Raw genomic sequence first — 22,570 nt, 5'->3', positions numbered from 1 at the left:
TCAAATGACTTATCCGACCAGACTCTCAGAAACCATGGCAATCGGCAACGGGCATTCCGCTTCCAAAGTCCTATGCGGCTCGGCTACCCACCTACACGCCCCTAGTCAAAAGTGGTGAAAGAAAGATGTATTTCCGAATGACCTGAATCAATGGGAGCTTTCAGAGGTGGCTCTACAATTTGCAGACACACTGGAGCCATGGAGGCATACCATGCCATCACCCATTCCATCAGCACCGGTGGATAACACCGCTTCGGACTGCCCGGATTATCGGCGCTGGTGCGACGGCTATGGTGTTGTCCATCATGGAGAAGCAACCAAACAACGGGTACGGGTCCTCGCGGAGCATCTTGTAGCGGCGGGACACCAGCCGGATGCCGCGGCTGTCTATCGCAAGCTTGCGGACCTGGACCGCCTTACCAGTGCCGGGTTGTGGCTGGTGGTCCACATGACCTATGCCCGGCGAGTGGATGTCTCCGGGCAACCACTGACCTCCCAGGATTTTAAAACCAGCCCGGAAGGCCATACCGGCGGCTCCCTGAACATGGTGCCGGCCTATGCTGCCTACCTGGCACTGAACAACCTGACCGGCCACACCCGAAGCTGGCTGATGGGTCAGGGCCACTGCGTGGCCGCCGTGGACGCCCTGAATGTTCTTACCGGCAACCTGCACCCGGAACAAAAGGAACGTTATCGCGGCCCAGACGGACTCTCGGCTCTGGTGGCCGACTTCTACAATTACCGGCAAAACCCGGATGGAACCATGGCTGCTCCCTTGGGGAGCCATGTTAATCCGCACACGGCCGGCGGCATTCTGGAAGGCGGCTATCTGGGGTTTGCCGAGCTTCAATATGCCCATATGCCGCTACCCGGAGAGTCTCTGGTCGCGTTTCTGTCCGACGGTGCCGCCGAAGAACAACGGGGCAGCGACTGGATTCCACGCTGGTGGCGGGCGGAGGATTGTGGCGCCGTGATGCCGGTGATGATTGCCAATGGCCGGCGCATTGAACAGCGCACCGAACTGGGCACTCGCGAGGGCCTTGAACGCTTTGAGGCGCATCTGGAGCACCGTGGCTTCGTGCCCTTCCGGTTTGATGGCCGGGACCCTGCTGCTTTTGTCTGCGCCATCTACGAGATGGAACAGGCACTTGCGGCCAATGGCGAGGCGGCCCTGAAAGGAAACAGTCGCTATCCGGTACGGGTGCCCTACGGCATCGCGGAGACGGTCAAGGGCTACGGGTTTTACGGAGCCGGCAGCAATGCTGCCCACAACCTGCCGCTTCCGGGCAACCCTCGCATGGATGCCCATGCCCGGGAGTTGTTCAATGACCACGTGGCCCGTTTATGGGTGGCACCGGATGAACTTCATAACAGCATAGCCCAGCTGAATCAGCACGCACAGCAGGCCCGCCCGCTGGAGCGGGATCACCCCCTGGCAATCCGAAACCCGCCGGACCTGGTGATTCCGAAACTGCCACCCAACCCGGATCAAACCTCACCCATGAAGGCGGTGGATGACTTTTTCCGGGCACTGGTGGCCGAGAATCCTGGCCTGAGAGCCAGAGTGGGCAACCCGGACGAGCTGGCGAGCAATCGGCTTGGCGGCGTGCTGGAGGATCTGAAACACCGGGTCAACGATCCGGAAAATAATCAGGAGTCGGTTCACGGCAAGATCATCACCGCCCTCAATGAGGAGGCTGTGGTGTCCGCCTGTCTGGCCAACAAGGCCGGGCTGAATCTGGTGGCAAGCTACGAGGCCTTCTGTGTGAAAATGCTCGGGGCCGTCCGCCAGGAGCTGATTTTTGCCCGGCACCAGAAAGAGGTCGGCCGACCACCACGTTGGCTTGGCCTGCCGGTGATTGCCACGTCCCACACCTGGGAAAATGGCAAGAACGAGCAGTCCCACCAGGACACCACCTTCTGTGAAGGTCTGCTAGGAGAAATGAATGACGTTTCCCGGGTCCTGTTTCCCGCAGACTACAACAGCACGCTCGCCTCGCTGCCGTCGGTGTTCAGCGAACGGGGCACAATAAGCTGCATGGTCATTCCCAAGCGCGAACGGCCCTGCGTCTTCAATACTCGTGAAGCCAATTTGCTGGCCAGGCACGGCGCTCTGGTAGTGGACGAGGACACGTCTGCCGGCGAGCCGCTGCTTCTGATGGCCAACGGCGCCTACCAGTTATCTGAAGCCATAAGGGCCTGCGAACGCCTTCGGGAAACCGGCACACCGTTCCGGCTGGTCTACATCCAGGAGCCCGGGCGATTCCGGCAGCCACGGGACACGATGGAAGCCGAGACCTGCCTGTCTGAATTTGAACGCGAGCGGCTATTCCCCCAACGCATTCATTGCCGGGTCGCCCTTACCCACATGCGCCCCGAAGTATTCCGCGGGCATCTGTATCCGCTGTTCCCCGAACCTTCACGAGCACGGGTTCTTGGCTACATCAATCGGGGCGGCACCCTGAACGAGGCCGGCATGCTGTTCGCCAATGGCTGCTCCTGGGCCCATACCCTGGCCGCCTGCGCCAACGTTATGGACAAGCCGCCCGGCGAGTGGCTGTCCAGTGCCGAACTGGCTGCGGTGGAAGGTCGGGGCGACCCGATCGTGATTATCCGGGGCCTGCCCTGAGCAGGCGTTTTCTAATCGCGGTCTCGAGCTCCAGAACCACCAGAAGCGCTACGCCGGAGCCGGCGGCAAAGCCGAGCATCTCGAGGCTCAACCCCTCGCTACCAAAGGTACGGTTGAACCACGGCAGATAGGTGAATAGCAACTGTAACGCAATCACCACTGCCACTGCGGCTAACACAATTGGCGTTCCCAACACACCGCGCAAGGTAATCGAGGCGCTGTCCAGATACCGCACCGCAAACAGGTAAAACATTTCCATGGCCACCAGTGTGTTGACTGCCAGAGTCCGGGCCGTGGTTTCGCTGCCATAATGATGCATGGCCCAGTACCAAGCCGCAAAGATGCCCACCAGGAAAAGCAACGAAACAAAGGCTACCCGCCAGACCACGAATCCCCGAAGCAGGGACTCGTCCCGGGGCCGCGGCGGGTGTTTCATGACATCCGGCTCCGCCGGCTCGAACGCCAGGGTCATGGCCAGGACAACAGAGCTGACCATGTTAACCCAAAGAATCTGCAGGGCGGAGATTGGCAGGGTCAAACCTAGCAACAGAGCCGTAATCAGGCTGATGGATTCGCCACCATTAATCGGTAGCATGAAGGCAATGCCCTTCTTAAGGTTGGCGTAAACGGTTCTGCCCTCGCGCACGGCGGCGGCAATACTGGCAAAGTTGTCATCCAGCAACACCACGGAAGAGGCCTCCCGGGCCGCTTCGGACCCCTTTACCCCCATGGCAATGCCCACATCCGCCCGTTTCAGAGCAGGCGCGTCATTTACCCCGTCGCCAGTCATGGCCACCACACCATGCAAGGCCTGAAGCGCTTTCACCAGCCTCAATTTGTGTTCGGGACTGGTGCGGGCAAAAACATCCACTTCGCCAACAAGGTCACGTAGCTGGTCATCATCAAGATGGTCCAGTTCTTTGCCTGTCAGCACCCGCCCGGTATTTTTCAGCCCCAGCTTCCGGGCAATCGCCCCGGCTGTTACCCCATGGTCTCCGGTGATCATCTTGACCCGGATTCCAGCGTCGTGGCAGTCGGCTATGGCCCGGATCGCCTCATGCCGGGGCGGGTCTAGCAACCCGACCAGGCCGAGCAGCTCCGCGCCTTCCTCCAGATCTTCAATCGCCAGCTCCGTGAAGCCCCGCTCTGCCGGTTTACGGGCCAGAGCCAACACCCGGAGCCCCTCCGATGCCATCTCGGTAATCACCTGATCCCAGAATGCCCGGCTCAGGGCCATTGTCTCACCGGACTCGGCAACCTCGCTGGCACACATGTCGAGAATGCGTTCCGGCGCACCTTTGAGGTAGATAACACTGTGGCCATGATGATCGTGGTTCAACGTTGCCATAAATCGATTCTGGGTATCGAAGGGGATTTCGTCTTTCCGGGGCCAGTCGATGGCTCCACTTTCCACATCAAACCCGGCTTTACGGGCAAACACTGAGAGCGCGGCTTCCATGGGATCGCCATTGATATGGACCTGGCCGGAATCGTGATGCACATGAGCGTCGTTGCACAGCGCCGATGCCCGTGCCAACTCGCCCAGCAGGGGCGATTCCGCCAGCTGGCCGCTTTCACCATTCACCGCGCCATCAAAATCGTACCCTTCCCCGGTTACCTCCAGCCGGGCACCAGACAGCACTGCCCGGGTTACCATCATTTCGTTACGGGTCAGGGTTCCCGTTTTATCAGAGCAGATTACCGAGACGGCGCCGAGAGTCTCGATCACCGGCATTCGCCGGACGACCGCTTTTCGGCGAGCCATCTGGCGAACGCCGATGGCCAGGGTAATGGTCAGGATCGCGGGCAGACCTTCGGGAATGGCTGCAACCGTGAGCCCGACCACGGCCATGAACAGTTCCCGGAACGGCAGGCCGCTGAACCAAAGCCCGCCAAAGAAAATCGCAATGCCGGCAACGATTACAATAATGGACAAAATACGGGCAAATTTGTCCATCTGTTCCAGCAAGGGTGTTTTCAGGGTTGTGGTCTGGGCAAGCAACCCGGATATGCGGCCGATTTCGGTATTGGCACCGGTTCGGACCACGATGCCCCGACCGGCGCCGGTCGCAACCATGGTGCCCGAGAAAGCCATACCGGTCTGGTCCCCAAGTGCCGCTTCCGAAGCAACCGCTCCCGTCGATTTGTCGACGGCTTCGGATTCGCCGGTGAGGATGGCTTCATCGATTTTCAGGTTGTGGGATTTTTCCAGACGAAGGTCGGCGGGAACCCGATCGCCAGGCTCCAGCAGAACGGTATCACCCGGAACAAGCCCGGATGCGTCGATCTGGTGCTGGCCATCCGACCTTACCACCCGGGCCTTGGGGGCCAGCATGTGGCGGATGGCCGACAAAGCCTGCTCGGCTTTCCCTTCCTGGATGAAGCCTACCAGAGTCTGGATAACAACAACCGCCATAATCACCCCGGCGTCCACCCAATGACCGAGGCTGGCCGTAATCACCGCAGCCGTTGCCAACACGTAGATCAGAAAATTGCGGAGTTGCCGGCCAAGCCGAGTCCACGCCCCCTTGGTGCGAGCTTCCGGTAGCGCATTGGGGCCATACTGGGTCAGGCGATTCTGAGCTTCCTCCGTCGGCAGGGGCCCCTCTGCCCACAGTTGTTCCCTGACAGCCACCGGCTCAAGTACGTGCCATTCCGTATCCTGCTGATGCAACTCACCGTTTTTCCGCTCTTCGGCCTCTGCCATGCCGTCATTGCTCCCTACCCCCGCGATATCACCATTAAACCTCAGGAGGAACCCGGGGTGGATTGCGCTGTATCAAGCAAGGATAGCTAACCGCTCACGAAACGTTTACCCGGCACAAGAAAGGGGAGCGCGGAGCTCCCCTTTCTTGTTTCTTGGAATCCGCTGAAAACGGATCTAGCCGCTGATAAAGACCGGCCCTACCCCGAGGTTCCAGAGAATCACGGAACCGACCCGTGTGGAAACCAGGATGACCAGAGCAACCGTGAGCAAAGCCCCCGCGTACATTACCGCCTGTTCCTTTTCGACACCCATGACGATCGGCAAGCCGTCGTACATGAGCCAGGCGCCGTAGCAAGAGGCGATCAGAAAAACGATGGCGTTGAACCAGGGCACCGGGTATAGCAGGGCAAAACCCGCCAGGAAAAGCGGCGTACAGGAATAGGCCGCCAGCGCAATGCCATTGGAGGGCACATGTTCTTCCTTGGCGCCATAGGTTTTCGCCATCCAGTTGATCGCATACCCGAGCGCAAACACGCCAACGAGCATCGCCAGATACGTCAGCACGCTGAGCTGCATTGCGCTGATTTCGGTCAGCTTTATCAGCCGCTCGTTGCCCACCGTCCAGCCAAAGTACGCCGTCGAGATATAAGCGCAGACAGGTGCAATAGCTGCCAAAACAAGGACATAGGCAACGTAGACCCTGCGTGGTGTTTCATGTTCTTTCCGTATGGAAGCCCATTCTTCATCAGGATGGGTAAAGAGACCGAACGCATGTGACAGGAGCATGGACAACCCCCCTTTTTTTGCTGTTGTTGGTATTTTGAAATACGGGATCGGGACACTGTCGGATCAGCAGCCGTTCCTTACTCTTAACTATAGTCAAGAATGGAAGAGTGGAAAGGGCAACCAATGAAAAAGCGTTCGTAATCCTGAATTCAAACAAGTGCGGCCGGAAGATACCGGCCGCGGAGGCATCAGGAGTTGCGGGGATCGGTCTCCGCCACCCAGGGGTAATCCTTGCGGCTGTCGCGAAACGCCAGAAGGCTTTCAATGCCGCTGAAATCCACCAGATCCCGGAAATCCAGCCAGTCTATCAGGCAATACAGACAGATGGCCGGGTAGTTCCAGGTCTCGAACTGACCGTCTTCCACCATTGCTGTCAATGTCCGCAGCGTGGTCATGATCCGCTCCCGCTGCAGGTTATAGAACATCAGGTCCTGGCTGGTATCAATGCCGGACTTTTCTGAAAGCAGCATGGTGACGGCGGAATCATTGGCACCGTCGATCATGGTCAGCTGGTTTTCCTGATTCCAGGTCAGCGGATCCCGGCCCTGCTTGGCACTGGTGTAGCGGGCGATAATGCGCGAATCATAGATCTCCTGACCCTCATCTTCGAGTACCGGAATTTTAAGCGTCGGGTTATTGCGTCTGAGTTCGTCCCGGCCTTCACCATAGATGTTGAGGTTGATGAATTCATAGGGCTCCTCATCCAGCAGAATGCGGATACGTCGAACGTAAGGTGAAGTGGTGGATCCAATCAGTTTCATGGTGTCTCCAGAGTGTTTTCCGCTCAGGATCCCAGCAGGGATTCAGGGTTGGTGTATGAGTGCCCGGTGGCTTCAGCCACTTCCCTGTAGGTTACCTTGCCAGCCGCCACATTAAGCCCGGCCCGCAGGTGCGGGTCTTCCTTCATGGCCCGGTCCGGGCCCTTGTTGGCCAGTGCCGCCACAAACGGCAGGGTCACATTGTTCAGCGCCAGTGTCGATGTGCGCGCAACGGCGCCGGGCATGTTGGCCACGCAGTAATGTACCACACCATCAATAATGTACGTGGGGTCATCGTGGGTTGTTGCCCTTGAGGTTTCGGCACAGCCGCCCTGATCAATCGCCACATCCACCAGTACGCTGCCCTCTGGCATACGCCGGATCATGTCCCGGGTGATGAGTTTGGGTGCCGAGGCACCGGGAATCAGGACACTGCCAATGACCAGATCCGATTCCGTCACCGCCTGATCCAGGGTCTGGGCGGTGGAAAACAGTGTGGTTATCCGGTTGCCATACAGATGGTCGAGGTGTCGGAGAACCGCCATGTTGCGATCCAGCACCGTGACCTGGGCACCGAGCCCCACTGCCATGGCCACGGCATTCTGGCCAACGACACCACCGCCAACGACGGCAACCCGCGCCGGGCTGACCCCGGGCACACCACCCAGCAGTACACCCCGCCCTCCCATGGCCTTTTCCAGACAATGGGCGCCCGCCTGAATCGACATCCGGCCAGCCACTTCCGACATGGGCGCCAGCAAGGGTAAATGGCCGGCGGGGTCGGTCACGGTCTCATAGGCAATGCAGGTGGCGCCGGACTTCACCAGATCATCGGTCTGGGGCTTGTCCGGAGCCAGATGGAGGTAGGTAAACAGCGTGTGATCCGGCCGCAGCATCGCCCGCTCTGGGGCCTGAGGTTCCTTGACCTTGACGATCAGTTCCGCCGTATTGAAGACCTCCTCTGCGGTGTCCAGAATCCTGGCCCCTGCCTGTCTGTAATCGTCATCGGAAAATCCGATCGCGATGCCGGCACCGGTCTCCACAAAGACCTCATGGCTATGGCTGCAAAGTTCATGAACCGCCGCCGGTGTCATGCCAACCCGGTATTCACGATTCTTGATTTCCTTCGGCACACCGATTTTCATGCACTGCCTCCCGACTTTGCTAATTTGTAGGTGTCTGCATGAAGTGTAGTCAAAAGGTCCTATACTGGTTTGGCAACTGATTGCATCGGTTTACCGGTTCCAGGCGTAAGACCCTGGATAAAAGTCAATCCGACCCACAGGGAGCAGGAAAAAAATGATGATTACGCTCAAAAAAGCAGTCGCAACCGCGACCCTTTCAGTGATTTTCACAAGCACACAGGCACTGGCAGAAATGCAGACCAAAACCGTCGAATACAAAATCGGTGATACTGCTTTCACCGGTTACATGGCCTGGGACGATGAGTTCGAGCAGAAGCGCCCCGGCATTCTGGTGGTTCACGAATGGTGGGGCCATAACGAGTTCGCCCGGGACCAGGCAGAGAAACTGGCTGCGGCAGGTTATACCGCATTTGCCCTGGACATGTATGGTTCCGGCAAACAGGCCGACCATCCTGACACCGCCCAGAAGTTCATGCAGGAAGCCACCAAGGACATGGATCAGGTCAAAGCCCGTTTCATGAAAGCAATGGAGATCCTGAAGAGCCATGAAAGTGTTGATAGTTCACGCATGGCGGCACAAGGCTACTGCTTTGGCGGCGCTGTCGTCCTGAATATGGCCAGGATGGGCGTGGATCTGGATGGTGTGGTCAGCTTTCACGGCGCTCTGGGCAGCCCGATCACCGCTGAGCCGGGCATGGTAAAGGCACGGGTTCAGGTGTACACCGGTGGTGCCGACAAGATGGTTCCCTCCGAGCAGGTCGCAGGGCTGGTCAAGGAAATGCAGGACGCACAAGTCGACCTCACGCTGATGACCTTCCCCGGAGTACTGCACTCGTTCACCAACCCTGGCGCAGACAAGGTTGCCGAAGAGTTTGGAATGCCGATTGGCTATGACGAAGAGGCCGCGACCCGCTCCTGGACGGGGGCCATGCGGTTTTATGAGGAAATTTTCGGCCAGTAACCCACCGGCGTACCGGTAAGATCACAAAACCCGGCGATTTCGCCGGGTTTTTTTGAGGCACCCCTCAAGGGGCCGGCCCATAAAACACACAAAAAAAAGGCAGCCGAAGCTGCCTTTTTGGCGGTTATTCCCGAATCCATCAAGGATTACAGGGGAACAACGTTCTCCGCCTGAGGACCTTTCTGGCCCTGGGTAACGGTGAACTCAACCTGCTGGCCTTCTGCCAGAGTTTTGAAACCGCTGCCCTGAATAGCGCTGTAGTGAACAAAAACGTCCGGGCCGCCTTCACGAGTGATAAAGCCAAAGCCTTTTGCTTCGTTGAAGAACTTAACAGTACCGGTAGTAGTAGACATACTTAAACTTCCTGAAATCAATCATATTATCTGCCGCCACACACCTTGATGGTGCAAGGTCGACGTTTTACGGAAATACAGAACTCGCGGAATCAAAAACAGGACGGTCACTACTAACTGCGGAGTACGTCTTATTCATGAAATGCTTTGCTGAATCTTTCCTACGTTTTTAACTCTACTCCTGAATCTGAGACTTGCCAAGGGTATTTTCAAGAAAAAAATGTAGGTAGAGATACCCATCAGCCCTTCACCAGTCCGAAGGTGTAAATTCCCAATGCAGTCATAAGGATGGAGCCGACAACGTGGGCCAGAATACCGGTAATGGCCATCGCCCACTTGCCTTCCTGGAGAGCAGCAAACATCTCGAGAGAGAAGGTAGAAAACGTGGTCAACGCGCCGCATAGCCCGGTAATGGCAAACAACCGCCACTCCGGAGCCAGGGTGCTGCCATGACTGAAATACCCGATCAACAGCCCGATCAGCCAGCCACCACTGAGGTTGGCGACCAGCGTACCGTATGGAACTGCATGGTAGGTTGTGTTGAGCCACAACCCCAGAGCCCAACGAAGGTTGGCGCCGATCATGGCGCCAACACTTACGGCAAGAAAAGACAACCACATGTCAGGGCAGTCTCCGGTCAGGCAGGGTTGTGATCAATCACCGACTTCTTGTTCTGCGCAAAGGCATCAAACGGGAAGTCGTCCACGGTCAGCATCTCCAGCACCACGGTTTCATACTCGCGCATGAAGTCCGCTTCCTCCTTGGTGTAGACGCCTGCTTCAAGGGCCGCTTCGAACCGCTCTTCCGGATGCAGCGCCGTCATGGGCAGTTCGCCCTTGGCGTAGGCTTTGGTGACCTTACGGTAGAGCTGTTCGGCCTTGTCATAGTCTTTCAGCAAACCGTTGTAACGGGCGACCGGATTCTCCACGGTGCCCTCGCCATCGGTGGTCCATACGCTGGCGATCAATTTGGTGCGGATCGGCGTATCGGTAGAAATGGCGCGGGCCAGTTTACGGGCCAGATCGTCCTGGGGGCCGCCCCAGCGCCGACCAAGCGGCATGGTTACCGCGCGCAACACCATCGCCACAGCGCGGTTAGGCAAGTTCTGCAGGAACCCATCCAGCGCATCTTCCGTACGATGCAACAGCAGGCCAAGACTGTATTCCATGACTTCCTTCTCGCCCTCCACCGGCTGGGTCTCATGCCAGTTCTTGAGCACCATGGAGGCAAGATACAGATTGGACAGCATATCGCCCAGGCGCGCCGAGATAAGCTCCCGCATTTTCAGCTCGCTGCCCAGGGTAGTCATGGCCGCATCGGAGCACAGGCCGAAGGCAGCACTGAACCGGGCAACAGCCTGAGCGTATTTGCGGCCGGCACTGTCGAATGGCACGTCCGCCCGGCCGAGGCCCAGTGCCTGGGTGAAGGCCCGGGCAGCATTGCCAAAGATCAGGCCGGCATGGCCAAAGAAGGCGTCGTCAAAGGCGTTGATATCATCGTTATCTTTGGCCGCTAGTTCCTTGAGCACATACGGATGGCAGCGGATCGCGCCCTGACCGAAGATCATCAGACTGCGCGTCATGATGTTGGCACCCTCAACGGTGATCGAAACGGCAGCACCGCTGTAGCCAATGCCCAGGTAGTTACGGGGGCCGAGGGTCACGGTCTTTCCCCCATGAACATCCATGGCGTCGGTGAGGATGCCACGCTGGAACTCGGTCAGGTGATACTTGAGGATGGCAGACGGAACCGCCGGCTTCTCGCCTTTGTCGATCATGTTGGCGGTGTGGTTAACCGCCGCCTGCGAGATATAGGTCTTGGCGGCGATCCGGGCCAGAGGCTCCTGAACACCTTCCATATCTGCAACCGGCGTATTGAACTGGCGACGGATCCGGGTAAAGCCACCTGCCGTGCCCACCGAATAGGCCGCCGCGCCAGCCGCGCCGGAAGGCAGGGTAATACAACGGCCAACCGACAGGCATTCAACCAGCATGCGCCAGCCCTGGCCCGCCATGTCCACGCCACCGATGATGTAATCCAGTGGAATAAACACATCCTTGCCCTTGATCGGTCCGTTCAGGAACGGGCTGCCGATGGGGCAATGGCGGCGACCGATCTCCATACCCTTGGTGTCCCGTGGGATCAGGGCACAGGTGATACCGTAATCTTCGGTCTCGCCCAGCAGACCGTCCGGATCAAACATCCGGAAGGCCAGGCCGACAACGGTGGCGATGGGGGCCAGGGTTATCCAGCGTTTCTCAAAATTGAGCCGGATACCGACCACTTCCTTGCCATCCACCTCCTGCTTGCAGACGATGCCGGTGTCCGGCAGCGAGGTTGCGTCTGATCCGGCACGGGGACCGGTCAGGCCGAAACAGGGAATCTCGCGGCCATCGGCCAGGCGTGGCAGGTAATGATTCTTCTGTTCGTCAGTTCCATATTTGACCAGCAATTCCCCCGGGCCAAGGGAGTTGGGCACGCCCACGGAAACCATCAGCGATTCGTTCGCAGCAAGCTTCTGCAGAACAGCAGTCTGGGCCTTGGCCGAAAATTCCAGGCCACCGAATTCCTTCGGGATGATCATGCCGAAGAATTTTTCCTTCTTGAGGAAATCCCACAGCTCCTTCGGCAAGTCTGCACGCTCAACCGCCACGTCCCACGCGTTGCACATGGAGATGGCCTGGGTGCACTGATTATCCACGAAGGCCTGTTCTTCCTCGCTCAGGCCGGTGTAGCGGTTAACCAGCAGGTTGTGCCAGTCCGGGCGACCGGTAAACAGTTCGCCGTCCCAGCCCACAGTGCCCGCTTCCAGAGCCACTTTCTCGGTATCCGAAACCTTTGGCGCCACTTTCTTGAACATGGCAAAAACGCGCGGCGTCAGCCAGCTCTGGCGGAAGCCCGGCAGACCTGCGGCTGCGGTTGCCGCGGCACCGATAAGCAGCACCAGCGCCAGCCAGCCAGAGGCGAAAACAAGTGAGAGCAGACCGGTCACAGCCATCACACCAATGGCGGACATTGCTCCGGACTCGCGCCGCATCACGATCAATAAGCCAGCCAGCGCCGCTACAAACAGAATGAAAGTCATCATAGGTTCTCTCTGTCATCCATGGTTCGGGAATGTTGAAGACTACAGTTTGTTACGTTCACGGTACCGCATCAGATGATGACTGGCCAGCAAATGCCGCACAGTCAGCCAGTTACGTCGATCACACCCGGGTTCACGCGGTAACAATTACTCGAATACCTTCCAGGGCGAGGCTGGCATGGCCAATGGCATCCCGGGCCGCCTCGAATTGGTCCCGGAAATAGTTGATTTCCTCTTCACGAATCGCCGGATTCACCTTCTGCAGCGCTTTCAGCCTGCGAATTTCCGGTTCAAAGGTGGCAGCCAACTGGTCAAGGGCCTGAGACTTCATGGGCTCCAGGTGCGGCTCGGACAAACGTTCGACATGATCCACCATGGTTTCAACCTGGGGTCGAATCTGCGGCACTATGGCCTGGGCCGTGCGCCGGCGAATGTTTGAACACAGGTCGTTCAAGCGGTCATGGGGCAGCGCACCGGATAACTCCTTGCCATTCACGTCCACCAGCAACCGCAGCGGCGAGACCGGAAGATAGCGGGTCAGCTGCAGGGCATCGGGGGCGGGACAGTGCACTGTAAACAGCGCCTCCATCAGCAGGGTGCCCGCCGGCAGCGCCTTTACTGACAGACTGGCCAGGGCCGCCTTGCCCAGACCGGAACTGGTGACCGAATCCATCACCCCGGTCACCATCGGGTGTTCCCAGCTCATAAAGGCCAGATCTTCCCGTTCCAGGGCATTTTGACGGTCCCAGGTCACCGTTATGCCGTCTTCGGGCAACTCGGCCACGTGACCGGCCTGGTATTGCTCACCCGGGCGGAGAATATCGGAATGATCAGCGTGGTCTTCCACATCCACGCCTAGAATGTCGAAGGCCTCCATCATATAGTCACGCACTCGGACCTCGCCTTCTTCTTCCTCAATGGCGGTGATCAGATCTTCAGCCACATCCCGGCGACAGGAATTGAGTTCAATCAGCGCATCACGGCCGTTCTGAAGCAGCGTTTTCAGACGCCGGGACTCCTCAGCAGAGGCCCTGACCAGCTCATCGGTGGCATCGATGTCACCGTCGACCGCCTTCCGCCACTGCTCCTGAACGTTCTCCTGCACCGCCACACCAACCGCGCAGCTTTCCGCAAACGCGTTCAGACCTTCGTGGAACCACCGGAACTGAACCTCCTGACTGGTCCCTTGCAGGTAAGGAATATGGATATCAATGGCTTCGGTCTGGCCAATCCGATCCAGACGCCCGATGCGCTGCTCCAGCAGATCCGGATTGGCAGGCAGGTCAAACAGCACCAGATGATGGGCGAACTGGAAGTTCCGGCCCTCACTGCCGATCTCGGAACAGATCAGCGCCTGGGCACCCTGCTCACTGTCCGCAAAGTAGGCCGCCGCCCGGTCGCGCTCCAGGAGGCTCAGGTGCTCGTGAAAGGCAGCACTGCGGATACCGGCACGAAGCTGGAGATAGCGTTCAAGGGCCATGGCGGTTTCGGCCCGGGCACAGATGACAACGACCTTGGCTGGGCGCAGGCTGGCCAGTTTTTTCTCCAGCCAGGCCACACGGGGATCATCCGCCAGCCATTGCTCCTCGGGTACCAGCTGCTCAGGCGCCAGCCCCTGGATTCCGGAAACCTGGCCCTCGTACATCTCCGGGCACGACAAGGGCACGGGGGTCGGATGACGCTCGGGGAATCCCTGAATCGCAGCCCGGGTATTACGGAACAGCACCCGGCCGGTGCCATGACGATCCAGCAAGGCATCAATCACCGACTGACGCGGGTCATCACCGGCCAACAACTGATCCAGCTCCTCCCCTAGCCAGGCCTGCAGCAGCTTTCGATCGTCTGCGCTGATCTCGGAACTTTCGTCCTGCAGTCCGCGTACCACCCTGTTGATGGCTTCGTACTGCTGTTCTTCTTCCCGGAATATCTCCAGATCGTGAAAGCGCGCCGGGTCCAGCAACCGCAGCCGGGCAAAGTGACTGGCCATACCGACCTGTTCAGGGGTCGCTGTCAGCAGCAACAGGCCTCGACTGATCGCCGAAAGTTCTTCCACAACCTGGTATTCGGGGCTGGCTTGTTCCGGGCGCCAGGCCAGGTGGTGGGCCTCGTCCACAATCATCAGGTCCCAGTCTGCCCGGAGGGCATCGTTACGGGCCTGCTGGCTGCTCACCAGGAAGTCGAGGCTGCAAAGCACCAGCTGGTCACTCTCGAACGGGTTAACCGAGTCGTCGCCGCCGAAGATATGGTTCACCAGCGCATCGACATCGCTTTGTTCGTCTTTCAGGGCGTCATAGCGGCTCTGGTCAACGATCGAAAAACGCAGGTTGAAGCGCCGGAGCATTTCCACCAGCCACTGATGAGTCAGGGAGTCCGGCACGACGATGAGTGCGCGCTTTGCCCGCCCGGTGTGAAGCTGGTAATGCAGGATCAGACCCGCTTCGATGGTTTTGCCGAGGCCCACCTCGTCGGCCAGCATCACCCTGGGCGCATGACGCCTCGCCACCTCATGAGCAATGTAGATCTGGTGCGGCAGGTGCTGGGCACGGGCACCGATCAACCCCTGGGCCGGCGACGCCCGCAGACGCTCCATGTGCTGAAGCGTGGCAAACCTCAGGCGAAAGGCACCGTTACGGTCAAACTGGCCCGCGAACAGACGCTGGTGCGGGGCCGAGAAATTCACCGAACCGGCCAGTTTCACTTCCGAGATTTCATGCAGATCAGTGCCATCATCCGCGTGATACATCATTACGCCGCCGAGATTGTCGACCGCGCGGACGATATAACGCTTCCCCTCATAGGTCTCGATTTCCTCCCCGATCTGGTAAATGATGCGGGAAAGCGGCGCGTTATCAATCGCGTAGGTGCGCTCCTCATCGGCCGCAGGGAACCCCAGGGTGACCCTTCGGCCCGAGATGTCCGTGACAATACCCAACCCCAGGCCGGTGTCACTGTGGCTGACCCAACGCTGACCGATAACAAATTCCGATGTATCCAAGAAACCTCCAGACCGATTAATTTCTGGTCGCGCCGTTTTCGCGCACCCAGTAAGCCGTAGCCCCGCACACCGCCGCCGGTACCACAAACAGATTCAGAACCGGCACCATGGCCGCCAATGCCACCGGCAGGCCAAAGCCGAATGCCGACAACCGGGTATCACCCAGCAAGCGGCGCAACGCCGGGAAACTGACCTTGTGGTTGTCTGCGGGATAGTCGACATATTGCAACGCCATCATCCAACTGTTGAAAAGAAACCACAGAACCGCTGCAACCAGGTTAACGACCGGGATCAGACCGATGATAAGCAGGCCGATGGCACGGGGCAGATAGTAGAGAATTTTCTGGACCTCGCGCCAGAGCGCGCGAGGAATGTCTTTGATGATCATTGCCCAGCTGTCATCGGTGTTGACCTCCTGGCCAGTCAGGTGTTTTTCGGTCAGTTCGGCAAGGTACCCGTAGAATGGGGAACCGATCAGATTGGCAACAATCACAAAGCCATACGCCAGCATTAACAGAATGACGGCGCCGTAGAGAATCCAGAACAGCCAGTCCATTGCCTGGAGCCAGGCCCAGTCCGGCAGCCAGCCCATGGCGGCGGCAATCAGGCCCGCAAAAAGCTCTCCGAGAAAAAAGAACAGCAAGCCGAAAAGCAGGATATTGATAACAAGTGGAATAACGACGAACAGACGCAGGCCGGGCTGACGAATCAGGCGGAAACCTTCACCCAGATAACCCAGTCCACGAACAAAATTACCTTTGAGCATCGCTGGCAGGACCTCCGCTTCCATGACAATGACGGGGCGCAAAGCATATCATGTTGGCAACATTCCCACAGCCCAGGAACTCTCAGGGACTTCCCCGATGGAAACACTGAAACAACAACTGACCAGCCTGCTGAATTATCGCGCTCTGTGGCGAGTAGCCTTTGTGATCTCCGTGCTGGCCATCGGATACCTGGCGACAACCGATAATCCTTACCCCGTGCCCTCATCATCCAACGACAAGGTCAACCATCTGATCGCCTTCCTTGAGCTCACCATCCTGACCCGCCTCGCCTGGCCGGATCTCCGGGCCGTCTGGTTTGCGCCGGGGCTGCTGGCCTTTGGCCTGGGCATTGAGGTCATTCAGGCGAACCTGCCGTACCGGGAGTTTTCCCTGGCCGACCTGGTCGCTGACGGCGCCGGGATCGCTATCGGACTACTGCCCTGGCCCGGCATCCCGAAGGCGGGAAAACCGGACTTGAGAAATTCGCCCGAATCGTTGTGAGATATCTCCTACAAGCACGTGCGATCTTGCAGTAATGTCACGTGCGCGGAGGCATTATTCGAGCTCAGGAAAAGTCTAACCCATTGATACAAAAATTATATTCTATTTTTCGCTCTTGAAGGCGACGGTGGCACTTGCACATTTCACACGATTGTCAGAATTCAACTGATATAGTCCTCCCATCAAGGATGACAGGGAAAGGGATAATGCACTGGATGCACCCCGGCATGGAATGCAGGGAGAAGCAAGGACACAGGGACGGCTCGCTTAAGGGATAATTATGCGGATAGCTGGCTCGGATGCCGGCACCAGGGAGTGGCTCAAGGATCTCGCAACATGGTTGTTGCCCAATGCGCAAGGATGCGCCGACCTATTCCGACAAAGGGTGACCTCAGGGTTGCCCTTTATTTTTGAGGCCGGATGATTGTGAGCCGGGTTCCTCCGCGCACGCCCCGGCCAGATAGATCCGCACTCGGTTAAATTCTTCGAACTCGTTCAGGTCCGGCCAGGTTCGGGCTTCCACAGTGACCTGCTTACGGTAGGCGCTATCGCCCAGCACCTTCATCCTGGAATCCGCCAGCAACACCCTTGGGGCCGCCTTGCGGAACACCCGCAGTAATGGCCGGTTCTCCGGGTCGTAAAGCACATCGGCCGCCGTCACCACATCCAGCCCATCGGGTCGACTCGCCCAGTCATTGCACAGGGTAATTGAAACGCCATTGAGTTCAGCATTGGCCTGGGCCGCATCGAGGGCGGCAGGGTCCACGTCACAGGCAATCACTTCGCTGGCACCGGCAAGAGCTGCGGCGACGGCCACGATGCCGGAGCCTGAACCAAAATCCAGAATCCGCTTGCCCGCCACCCAATGGGGGTTGTCCAGAATCCAGCTGGCAAGTACCTGACCGCTGGCCCAGCAGAACGACCAATAGGCCGGTTGGGCAACGACTGCCTGGGCTTCGTCATGAGATAGCGGGCCCTCAAGTACCGTCGGATCGAATAGGTAAAGCGCAATCCGCCGACACCCGGCCGGGCGTGACATCGCAACCCTTCCCCGGGAGAGAGTTTTACGTAGGTGCTGGTGAAGGCGTTCGACTGACATGTGCAATCAAGTCCCAATTTCCCAAAGGGTGGTCATTGTAACGGCCTCCGGGGCCGGAAACAGGGCCCGGCGAGCAGAAAACTCATGTATCCGCTATACTGCCGCCTTCATCTGACAACCGGTTAAACGCTGAAATGGCTAGCAGACCCGACACCGACGATTACCTGTCCCTGTTTCTCAATGACGTGCCGCTGATGGACGTCCGGGCACCGGTGGAGTTCGCCAGGGGCAGCTTTCCGAATACGGAAAATGCACCTCTGATGAATGACGAGGAGCGCCATAGGGTCGGCATCTGTTACAAGGAAAAGGGCCAGGACAAGGCGATTGAATTGGGACATCAGCTGGTCTCAGGCGATATCAAGGCTCAGCGGATTGAAGCCTGGAAACGCTTTGTTGCCCGCCACCCTGAGGGCTACCTGTTCTGCTTCCGGGGCGGCCTGCGCTCCCGGCTCACCCAGCAATGGATCCGCGATGCCGGCATTGACTATCCACTGGTAAAAGGCGGGTACAAGGCCCTGCGCCGCTTCCTGATCGACAGCCTGGAAGCCCAGATTGAATCCAGCGAATTCCGCATCCTCAGCGGTCGCACAGGGACCGGAAAAACCCGGATCCTGAAGCAGCTCCCCAATCCGGTCGACCTTGAAGGCCTGGCCAACCACCGCGGCTCCAGTTTCGGGCGGCAGGTGACTCCGCAACCCACCCAGATTGACTTTGAGAACCGGCTCGCCGTGTCTATGCTCAAAGCCCATCATCTTGTTGGCGGACCGGTCTATCTGGAAGACGAGAGCCGCATGGTCGGTCGCTGCGCCCTGCCCGAATCACTCAGGGCAAGAATGGCCGAATCACCTCTGATGACCCTCGAGCAACCTCTGGAAGAGCGTATTGCCATCATCCGCGAAGACTATGTTGAGGGTATGTTCGCGGATTACGTCAACCGCGATGGCGCCGAGGCCGGCTGGCTGAATTTCCGGGACTATCTGCTCAGCGCCCTGGATCGCATTCGTAAACGCCTGGGAGGCGAGCGGCACAAGCAGCTTCGCAGCCTGATGGAGCAGGCGCTTACCGAACAGGAAGCCAGTGGCCGGACAGAGGCCCATAATGCCTGGATCCAGGCATTGCTGCAGAATTACTACGACCCTATGTATGACTACCAACTGAGCCAGAAAGAAGGGCGAATTCTTGTCTGCGGGGGCCCGAAGGCAATTCTGGACTGGGCCAGAACCGGTTCGATTGCGTAATCACACCCTTGGAAATGTAGTTTGCAATACACGCCCGTAAGGTTTTTCTGTTATCCAACGCGGGGGCGAACCAGATTTCTACCAGCTTTTTATTATAATCAAACACTTAAGCAAAGAAACCAATGAACAAGGAGTCCACTATGGAAGACCTGCTTGGAGCTGATGGACGCGCTTCAGAACTTGTGGATCAGGCAATGTCCCTGATTATGACTTATGCCCCGAAAGTGGTGCTGGCCATCATCACACTCGTGGTCGGCCTCTGGCTGATCAACCGGTTTGTCAGTGTGCTCGACAACAAACTGGGCAAAAAAGATCCTACACTCAATAAATTTCTTTGTGGCCTGATTGGCGCAATCCTCAAGATTCTTCTATTCATCTCTGTTGCCTCCATGGTCGGTATCGCAACGACCTCGTTCATTGCCATCATCGGTGCTGCCGGTCTGGCGGTGGGTCTCGCCCTTCAGGGCAGCCTCGGCAACTTCGCCGGCGGCGTACTGATCCTGATCTTCAAACCATTCAAAGTTGGAGACACCATTGATGCTCAGGGATACCTCGGTGCCGTGCGGGAAATCAGCATCCTCTATACGATTGTGGACACCTTCGATAACCGCCGCATTGTCATTCCCAACGGCAGCCTGTCCAACGCGACACTGGTCAACGTCAGCTACTACGACACCCGCCGTTGTGACATGACCTTTGGAATTTCCTACGGCGACGACATCGACAGGGCCAAGGCCGTGATCAAACAGCTTCTGGACGAGGACGAACGGGTACTGCCTGAGCCGGAGCCGAGAATTTCGGTGGGCTCCCTGGGAGACAACTCGGTCAACATCATCGTCCGGCCCTGGACCAAAACCGATGATCTCTGGCCGGTTTACTGGGACATGCACGAGCGGGTTAAGAAAGCCTTTGACAAAGAAGGCCTCACTATCCCGTTCCCACAGCGCGACGTTCATTTCTACAAAAACGAGTGATCCGGTTCGCATTGATACATCCGGTTACTCGCAAACTGTGTAACCTCAACTAAGCTGACCATTAATGGCGGGGTTTTCCGACCCCGCCAGGCCATCGGGGCCAGGCATACCAATAACCGCAGGCTCCGGAACGCTGTCATTGCTGGTTGGGGGTTGTCACTATGCCGGTACAGCAGTTGAAGGAATTCCTCGACGAGGCAGATGTGGAATACATGTGCCTCTCTCACCCTCCTGCGTTTACCGCCCAGGAACTTGCCCACCACGTAAAGATTGCCGGCGACCGCGTCGTCAAAACCGTGATCATCGAGCTAGATGGCAAAATGGCCATGCTGGTCATGCCGGCTACCTGGCGCATCCGTTGGGACAGGCTGTCCCGGATTCTCGATACCGACTTTCTTGATCTTGCCGATGAACAGGAGTTCCAGGACCGTTTTCCGGATTGCGAAGTGGGTGCCATGCCGCCGTTTGGCAACCTGTTCGGTATGACCGTTTACTGCGCCGAGGCCCTGATCGAGCAGCCTGAACTGGCTTTCGCCGCCGGCAGCCATACCGAGTCAGTTCACATGAAAACATCGGACTTCCTAACCCTGGTGCAGCCCATGGTCCTGAATCAGGGCTTCACCAAACCCGGGGCCCAGAAGCCCGCCTGGCTGATCAAAAATCGCCGTCGACCTGAGGACGCCGAGAAACAATGGGTCTCCGGCATGGCAGGGTACTGACACTTTTCATGCCGGCTTGATCCCGATCTCTTGTCTGACCGCCGTCATCGCGTAAACTGAGGGCATCAGACAGGAATCCGATATGACTCAAGCCTTTGATATTGTGGTTGTTGGCGCCGGCATGGTCGGTGCTGCCCTGGCCACCGGCCTCGGCCAGAGTGGCTTCAGTGTCGCCGTGGTCGATCGTGCCCCCCCGCCCGTCTTCGATCCGCAAGCCAACCCGGATATCCGGGTATCCGCCTTGAGCGCCGGAAGTGAGCGTTATCTTCGCAACCTTGATGCGTGGATCAACATCCTTGCTATGCGGGCAACGCCCTACCAGCGGCTAGCTGTGTGGGACGAAACGCAGTATCCACTTCAGAACCTCGTGCCACGGAAACTGAGCGAAGTTGAGTTCGATGCAACAGAACTGGGCACGCACCATCTTGGCCACATCGTCGAGAACTCAGTAACCCAGCGGGCGCTCTGGCAGACTGCAGAGGCAGAACCACGGGTTACCCTGATTCACGGACATGGCATTTCATCGCTGGCCCAATCCAGTGAATCCGCCTCCGTTACCCTGGATGACGGCCGTCAACTCACCGCAGCCCTGGTGATTGGCGCTGATGGCGCCCAGTCCCGGGTCCGGGATCTCGCCGGCATCGGCACTACCCGGAGCCAGTATGAGCAGCAGGCCATGGTGGTCTCAGTGCGCTACCAGGGGCCAGTGGAGGACATAACCTGGCAGGGCTTCCACCCCTCCGGCCCCCGGGCCTTCCTGCCGCTATACAGTGCCGGCCCGAACTACCCGGGTGAAAGCTGGGCCTCGCTGGTCTGGTACGATGCGCCCGACGAACTGGCCCGCCTGAAGGCACTGGACGACAGCGGGCTGATGGCCGAAATCCAGTCGGCTTTCCCGGCGTGCCTGCCACTGCTGACCCATATCGATGCCCGGGCCTCATTTCCCATTGCCCGGCAGCATGCCAGACACTATTTCGCGGGCAGGGTCGTTCTGGCCGGTGACTCAGCCCACACCATCAACCCGTTGGCGGGCCAGGGCGTCAACCTCGGCTTCCAGGACGCCCAGGCCCTGCAGAGTATTCTCAGAGAAGCCAGGCGCGCCGGCGACGATCTGGCTGACCGGAAATGGCTGGATCAGTATGAGCAACAGCGCCGCCCGGCCAACCGCCGGATGATGCTGACCATGGACCTGTTTTACCACTTGTTCAGCAACCAGATTCCTCCTGTGCATCTGCTCCGGAACCTCGGCCTCGGCGCCGCTCGCGCCCTGCCCTTCGCCCGTAATCGGGTGGCCCGCTATGCCATGGGAATCGACGAAGAACTGCCGGCCGTCCTCAAGCAGATCACCGCGCGGATTCCGGGCCTGAACCAGCTTTGAAACCCGAATGCCACAGTCAGTACAACCACAAAGGAGCCATCATGTCAGAGACGATTTTCACCAAGATCATTAACCGGGATATCCCGGCCGATATCATCTACGAGGACGACATCAGCCTGGCGTTCAACGACATCAATCCCCAGGCGCCGGTGCATTTCCTGGTAATCCCGAAAAAGGCCATTGCCACGATCAACGACATTACCGAAGACGATCGCGAACTGGTGGGGCATCTGTACCTGGTGGCCGCGAAGATTGCCAAGGAGAAGGGGTTTTCGGACGACGGCTATCGGGTTGTCATGAATTGCGGAGAAAATTCCGGGCAGACGGTGTTCCATATCCACCTGCACGTGCTGGCCGGCAAGCCGTTGGGCTGGCCGCCTTACACAGACAGAATGAAACAAGCCTGATAGCAATGGTGTAATCGGCTGGCTGGAGGCTCTGTTCAGAAGACGCCCGCAAGTAAATCCCTGTAGGG

18 protein-coding genes are annotated in these 22,570 nt (G+C 58.3%); 8 read left to right on the top strand and 10 right to left on the bottom strand.

Annotated features, from left to right (window positions below):
• Nucleotides 1–211 precede the first annotated feature (211 nt).
• A complete protein-coding gene (locus ACN0XM_RS12005; RefSeq protein ID WP_417567180.1) occupies nt 212–2,629 on the top strand; it encodes a xylulose 5-phosphate 3-epimerase in 2,418 nt (805 codons plus the stop codon).
• Here the strand turns inward: ACN0XM_RS12005 and ACN0XM_RS12000 are convergent.
• The 4 genes from ACN0XM_RS12000 to ald form a co-directional block, all read right to left on the bottom strand.
• Nucleotides 2,610–5,336, bottom strand: coding sequence for a cation-translocating P-type ATPase (locus tag ACN0XM_RS12000; RefSeq protein WP_417567179.1), 2,727 nt, complete (start codon nt 5,334–5,336; stop codon nt 2,610–2,612). The genes ACN0XM_RS12005 and ACN0XM_RS12000 overlap by 20 nt on opposite strands.
• A gap of 174 nt (nt 5,337–5,510) precedes the next feature.
• Nucleotides 5,511–6,122, bottom strand: a complete 612-nt coding sequence (locus ACN0XM_RS11995; protein WP_417567178.1) for a Yip1 family protein — start codon at nt 6,120–6,122, stop codon at nt 5,511–5,513.
• 188 nt (nt 6,123–6,310) lie between these two features.
• Nucleotides 6,311–6,883 carry a glutathione S-transferase N-terminal domain-containing protein gene (locus tag ACN0XM_RS11990; protein ID WP_417567177.1) on the bottom strand — a complete coding sequence of 191 codons (573 nt, stop codon included), beginning with the start codon at nt 6,881–6,883 and terminating at the stop codon, nt 6,311–6,313.
• Nucleotides 6,884–6,906: 23 nt separating this feature from the next.
• Nucleotides 6,907–8,025 (bottom strand): alanine dehydrogenase, encoded by a 1,119-nt coding sequence (gene ald, locus ACN0XM_RS11985; protein ID WP_417567176.1) that lies wholly within the window; start codon nt 8,023–8,025, stop codon nt 6,907–6,909.
• Between the two features lie 154 nt (nt 8,026–8,179).
• Here ald and ACN0XM_RS11980 point away from each other — a divergent pair, with 154 nt between their 5' ends.
• Nucleotides 8,180–8,986, top strand: a complete 807-nt coding sequence (locus tag ACN0XM_RS11980) for a dienelactone hydrolase family protein (RefSeq protein ID WP_417567175.1) — start codon at nt 8,180–8,182, stop codon at nt 8,984–8,986.
• A 146-nt stretch (nt 8,987–9,132) separates the two neighbouring features.
• Here ACN0XM_RS11980 and ACN0XM_RS11975 read toward each other — a convergent pair whose 3' ends face one another.
• From ACN0XM_RS11975 to cysZ, 5 genes are all read right to left on the bottom strand, one after another.
• Nucleotides 9,133–9,339 carry a cold-shock protein gene (locus ACN0XM_RS11975; protein WP_044389091.1) on the bottom strand — a complete coding sequence of 69 codons (207 nt, stop codon included), beginning with the start codon at nt 9,337–9,339 and terminating at the stop codon, nt 9,133–9,135.
• Between the two features lie 239 nt (nt 9,340–9,578).
• The gene (crcB, locus tag ACN0XM_RS11970) at nt 9,579–9,959 is read right to left on the bottom strand and encodes a fluoride efflux transporter CrcB (protein WP_417567174.1); all 381 of its coding nucleotides are present in this window, start codon (nt 9,957–9,959) and stop codon (nt 9,579–9,581) included.
• 17 nt (nt 9,960–9,976) lie between these two features.
• The gene (locus tag ACN0XM_RS11965) at nt 9,977–12,427 is read right to left on the bottom strand and encodes an acyl-CoA dehydrogenase (protein WP_417567173.1); all 2,451 of its coding nucleotides are present in this window, start codon (nt 12,425–12,427) and stop codon (nt 9,977–9,979) included.
• A 130-nt stretch (nt 12,428–12,557) separates the two neighbouring features.
• Complete coding sequence (gene rapA, locus ACN0XM_RS11960) at nt 12,558–15,419, bottom strand: RNA polymerase-associated protein RapA (RefSeq protein ID WP_417567172.1); 2,862 nt, start codon at nt 15,417–15,419, stop codon at nt 12,558–12,560.
• A gap of 16 nt (nt 15,420–15,435) precedes the next feature.
• Complete coding sequence (gene cysZ / locus ACN0XM_RS11955; RefSeq protein ID WP_417567413.1) at nt 15,436–16,185, bottom strand: sulfate transporter CysZ; 750 nt, start codon at nt 16,183–16,185, stop codon at nt 15,436–15,438.
• 97 nt (nt 16,186–16,282) lie between these two features.
• Between cysZ and ACN0XM_RS11950 the strand changes: the two genes are divergently transcribed.
• On the top strand, nt 16,283–16,687 hold the full coding sequence (locus ACN0XM_RS11950) for a VanZ family protein (protein WP_417567171.1): 405 nt from the start codon (nt 16,283–16,285) through the stop codon (nt 16,685–16,687).
• Between the two features lie 391 nt (nt 16,688–17,078).
• On the opposite strand, the gene ACN0XM_RS11945 is transcribed toward ACN0XM_RS11950, so the two are convergent.
• Entirely contained in the window at nt 17,079–17,726 is a 648-nt protein-coding gene (locus ACN0XM_RS11945) for a class I SAM-dependent methyltransferase (protein ID WP_417567170.1), read from the bottom strand.
• A 194-nt stretch (nt 17,727–17,920) separates the two neighbouring features.
• On the opposite strand from ACN0XM_RS11945, the gene mnmH reads away from it, so the two are divergent.
• The 5 genes from mnmH (at nt 17,921) to ACN0XM_RS11920 (ending at nt 22,502) form a co-directional block, all read left to right on the top strand.
• Entirely contained in the window at nt 17,921–19,024 is a 1,104-nt protein-coding gene (gene mnmH, locus ACN0XM_RS11940) for a tRNA 2-selenouridine(34) synthase MnmH (protein ID WP_417567169.1), read from the top strand.
• A 140-nt stretch (nt 19,025–19,164) separates the two neighbouring features.
• Nucleotides 19,165–19,998, top strand: coding sequence for a mechanosensitive ion channel family protein (locus ACN0XM_RS11935; RefSeq protein WP_417567168.1), 834 nt, complete (start codon nt 19,165–19,167; stop codon nt 19,996–19,998).
• Between the two features lie 161 nt (nt 19,999–20,159).
• A complete protein-coding gene (locus ACN0XM_RS11930) occupies nt 20,160–20,717 on the top strand; it encodes an aminoacyl-tRNA deacylase (protein WP_417567167.1) in 558 nt (185 codons plus the stop codon).
• 82 nt (nt 20,718–20,799) lie between these two features.
• On the top strand, nt 20,800–22,095 hold the full coding sequence (locus ACN0XM_RS11925; protein ID WP_417567166.1) for an FAD-dependent monooxygenase: 1,296 nt from the start codon (nt 20,800–20,802) through the stop codon (nt 22,093–22,095).
• A 41-nt stretch (nt 22,096–22,136) separates the two neighbouring features.
• A complete protein-coding gene (locus tag ACN0XM_RS11920) occupies nt 22,137–22,502 on the top strand; it encodes a histidine triad nucleotide-binding protein (protein WP_417567165.1) in 366 nt (121 codons plus the stop codon).
• Nucleotides 22,503–22,570: the final 68 nt, after the last annotated feature.

The sequence above is a fragment of the Marinobacter sp. genome, from assembly GCF_048269445.1.
Classification (GTDB): Bacteria; Pseudomonadota; Gammaproteobacteria; order Pseudomonadales; family Oleiphilaceae; genus Marinobacter.
The sequence above is the reverse complement of the archived record's forward strand: the minus strand, read 5'-3'. Positions and strand labels throughout refer to the sequence as shown.

Coding starts and splice junctions, on each gene's coding strand:
- ACN0XM_RS12005 (WP_417567180.1), top strand. CDS start 212: ATGCCATCACCCATTCCATCAGCACCGGTGGATAACACCGCTTCGGAC.
- ACN0XM_RS12000 (WP_417567179.1), bottom strand. CDS start 5,336: ATGGCAGAGGCCGAAGAGCGGAAAAACGGTGAGTTGCATCAGCAGGAT.
- ACN0XM_RS11995 (WP_417567178.1), bottom strand. CDS start 6,122: ATGCTCCTGTCACATGCGTTCGGTCTCTTTACCCATCCTGATGAAGAA.
- ACN0XM_RS11990 (WP_417567177.1), bottom strand. CDS start 6,883: ATGAAACTGATTGGATCCACCACTTCACCTTACGTTCGACGTATCCGC.
- ald (WP_417567176.1), bottom strand. CDS start 8,025: ATGAAAATCGGTGTGCCGAAGGAAATCAAGAATCGTGAATACCGGGTT.
- ACN0XM_RS11980 (WP_417567175.1), top strand. CDS start 8,180: ATGATGATTACGCTCAAAAAAGCAGTCGCAACCGCGACCCTTTCAGTG.
- ACN0XM_RS11975 (WP_044389091.1), bottom strand. CDS start 9,339: ATGTCTACTACTACCGGTACTGTTAAGTTCTTCAACGAAGCAAAAGGC.
- crcB (WP_417567174.1), bottom strand. CDS start 9,959: ATGTGGTTGTCTTTTCTTGCCGTAAGTGTTGGCGCCATGATCGGCGCC.
- ACN0XM_RS11965 (WP_417567173.1), bottom strand. CDS start 12,427: ATGATGACTTTCATTCTGTTTGTAGCGGCGCTGGCTGGCTTATTGATC.
- cysZ (WP_417567413.1), bottom strand. CDS start 16,185: ATGCTCAAAGGTAATTTTGTTCGTGGACTGGGTTATCTGGGTGAAGGT.
- ACN0XM_RS11950 (WP_417567171.1), top strand. CDS start 16,283: ATGGAAACACTGAAACAACAACTGACCAGCCTGCTGAATTATCGCGCT.
- ACN0XM_RS11945 (WP_417567170.1), bottom strand. CDS start 17,726: ATGTCACGCCCGGCCGGGTGTCGGCGGATTGCGCTTTACCTATTCGAT.
- mnmH (WP_417567169.1), top strand. CDS start 17,921: ATGGCTAGCAGACCCGACACCGACGATTACCTGTCCCTGTTTCTCAAT.
- ACN0XM_RS11935 (WP_417567168.1), top strand. CDS start 19,165: ATGGAAGACCTGCTTGGAGCTGATGGACGCGCTTCAGAACTTGTGGAT.
- ACN0XM_RS11930 (WP_417567167.1), top strand. CDS start 20,160: ATGCCGGTACAGCAGTTGAAGGAATTCCTCGACGAGGCAGATGTGGAA.
- ACN0XM_RS11925 (WP_417567166.1), top strand. CDS start 20,800: ATGACTCAAGCCTTTGATATTGTGGTTGTTGGCGCCGGCATGGTCGGT.
- ACN0XM_RS11920 (WP_417567165.1), top strand. CDS start 22,137: ATGTCAGAGACGATTTTCACCAAGATCATTAACCGGGATATCCCGGCC.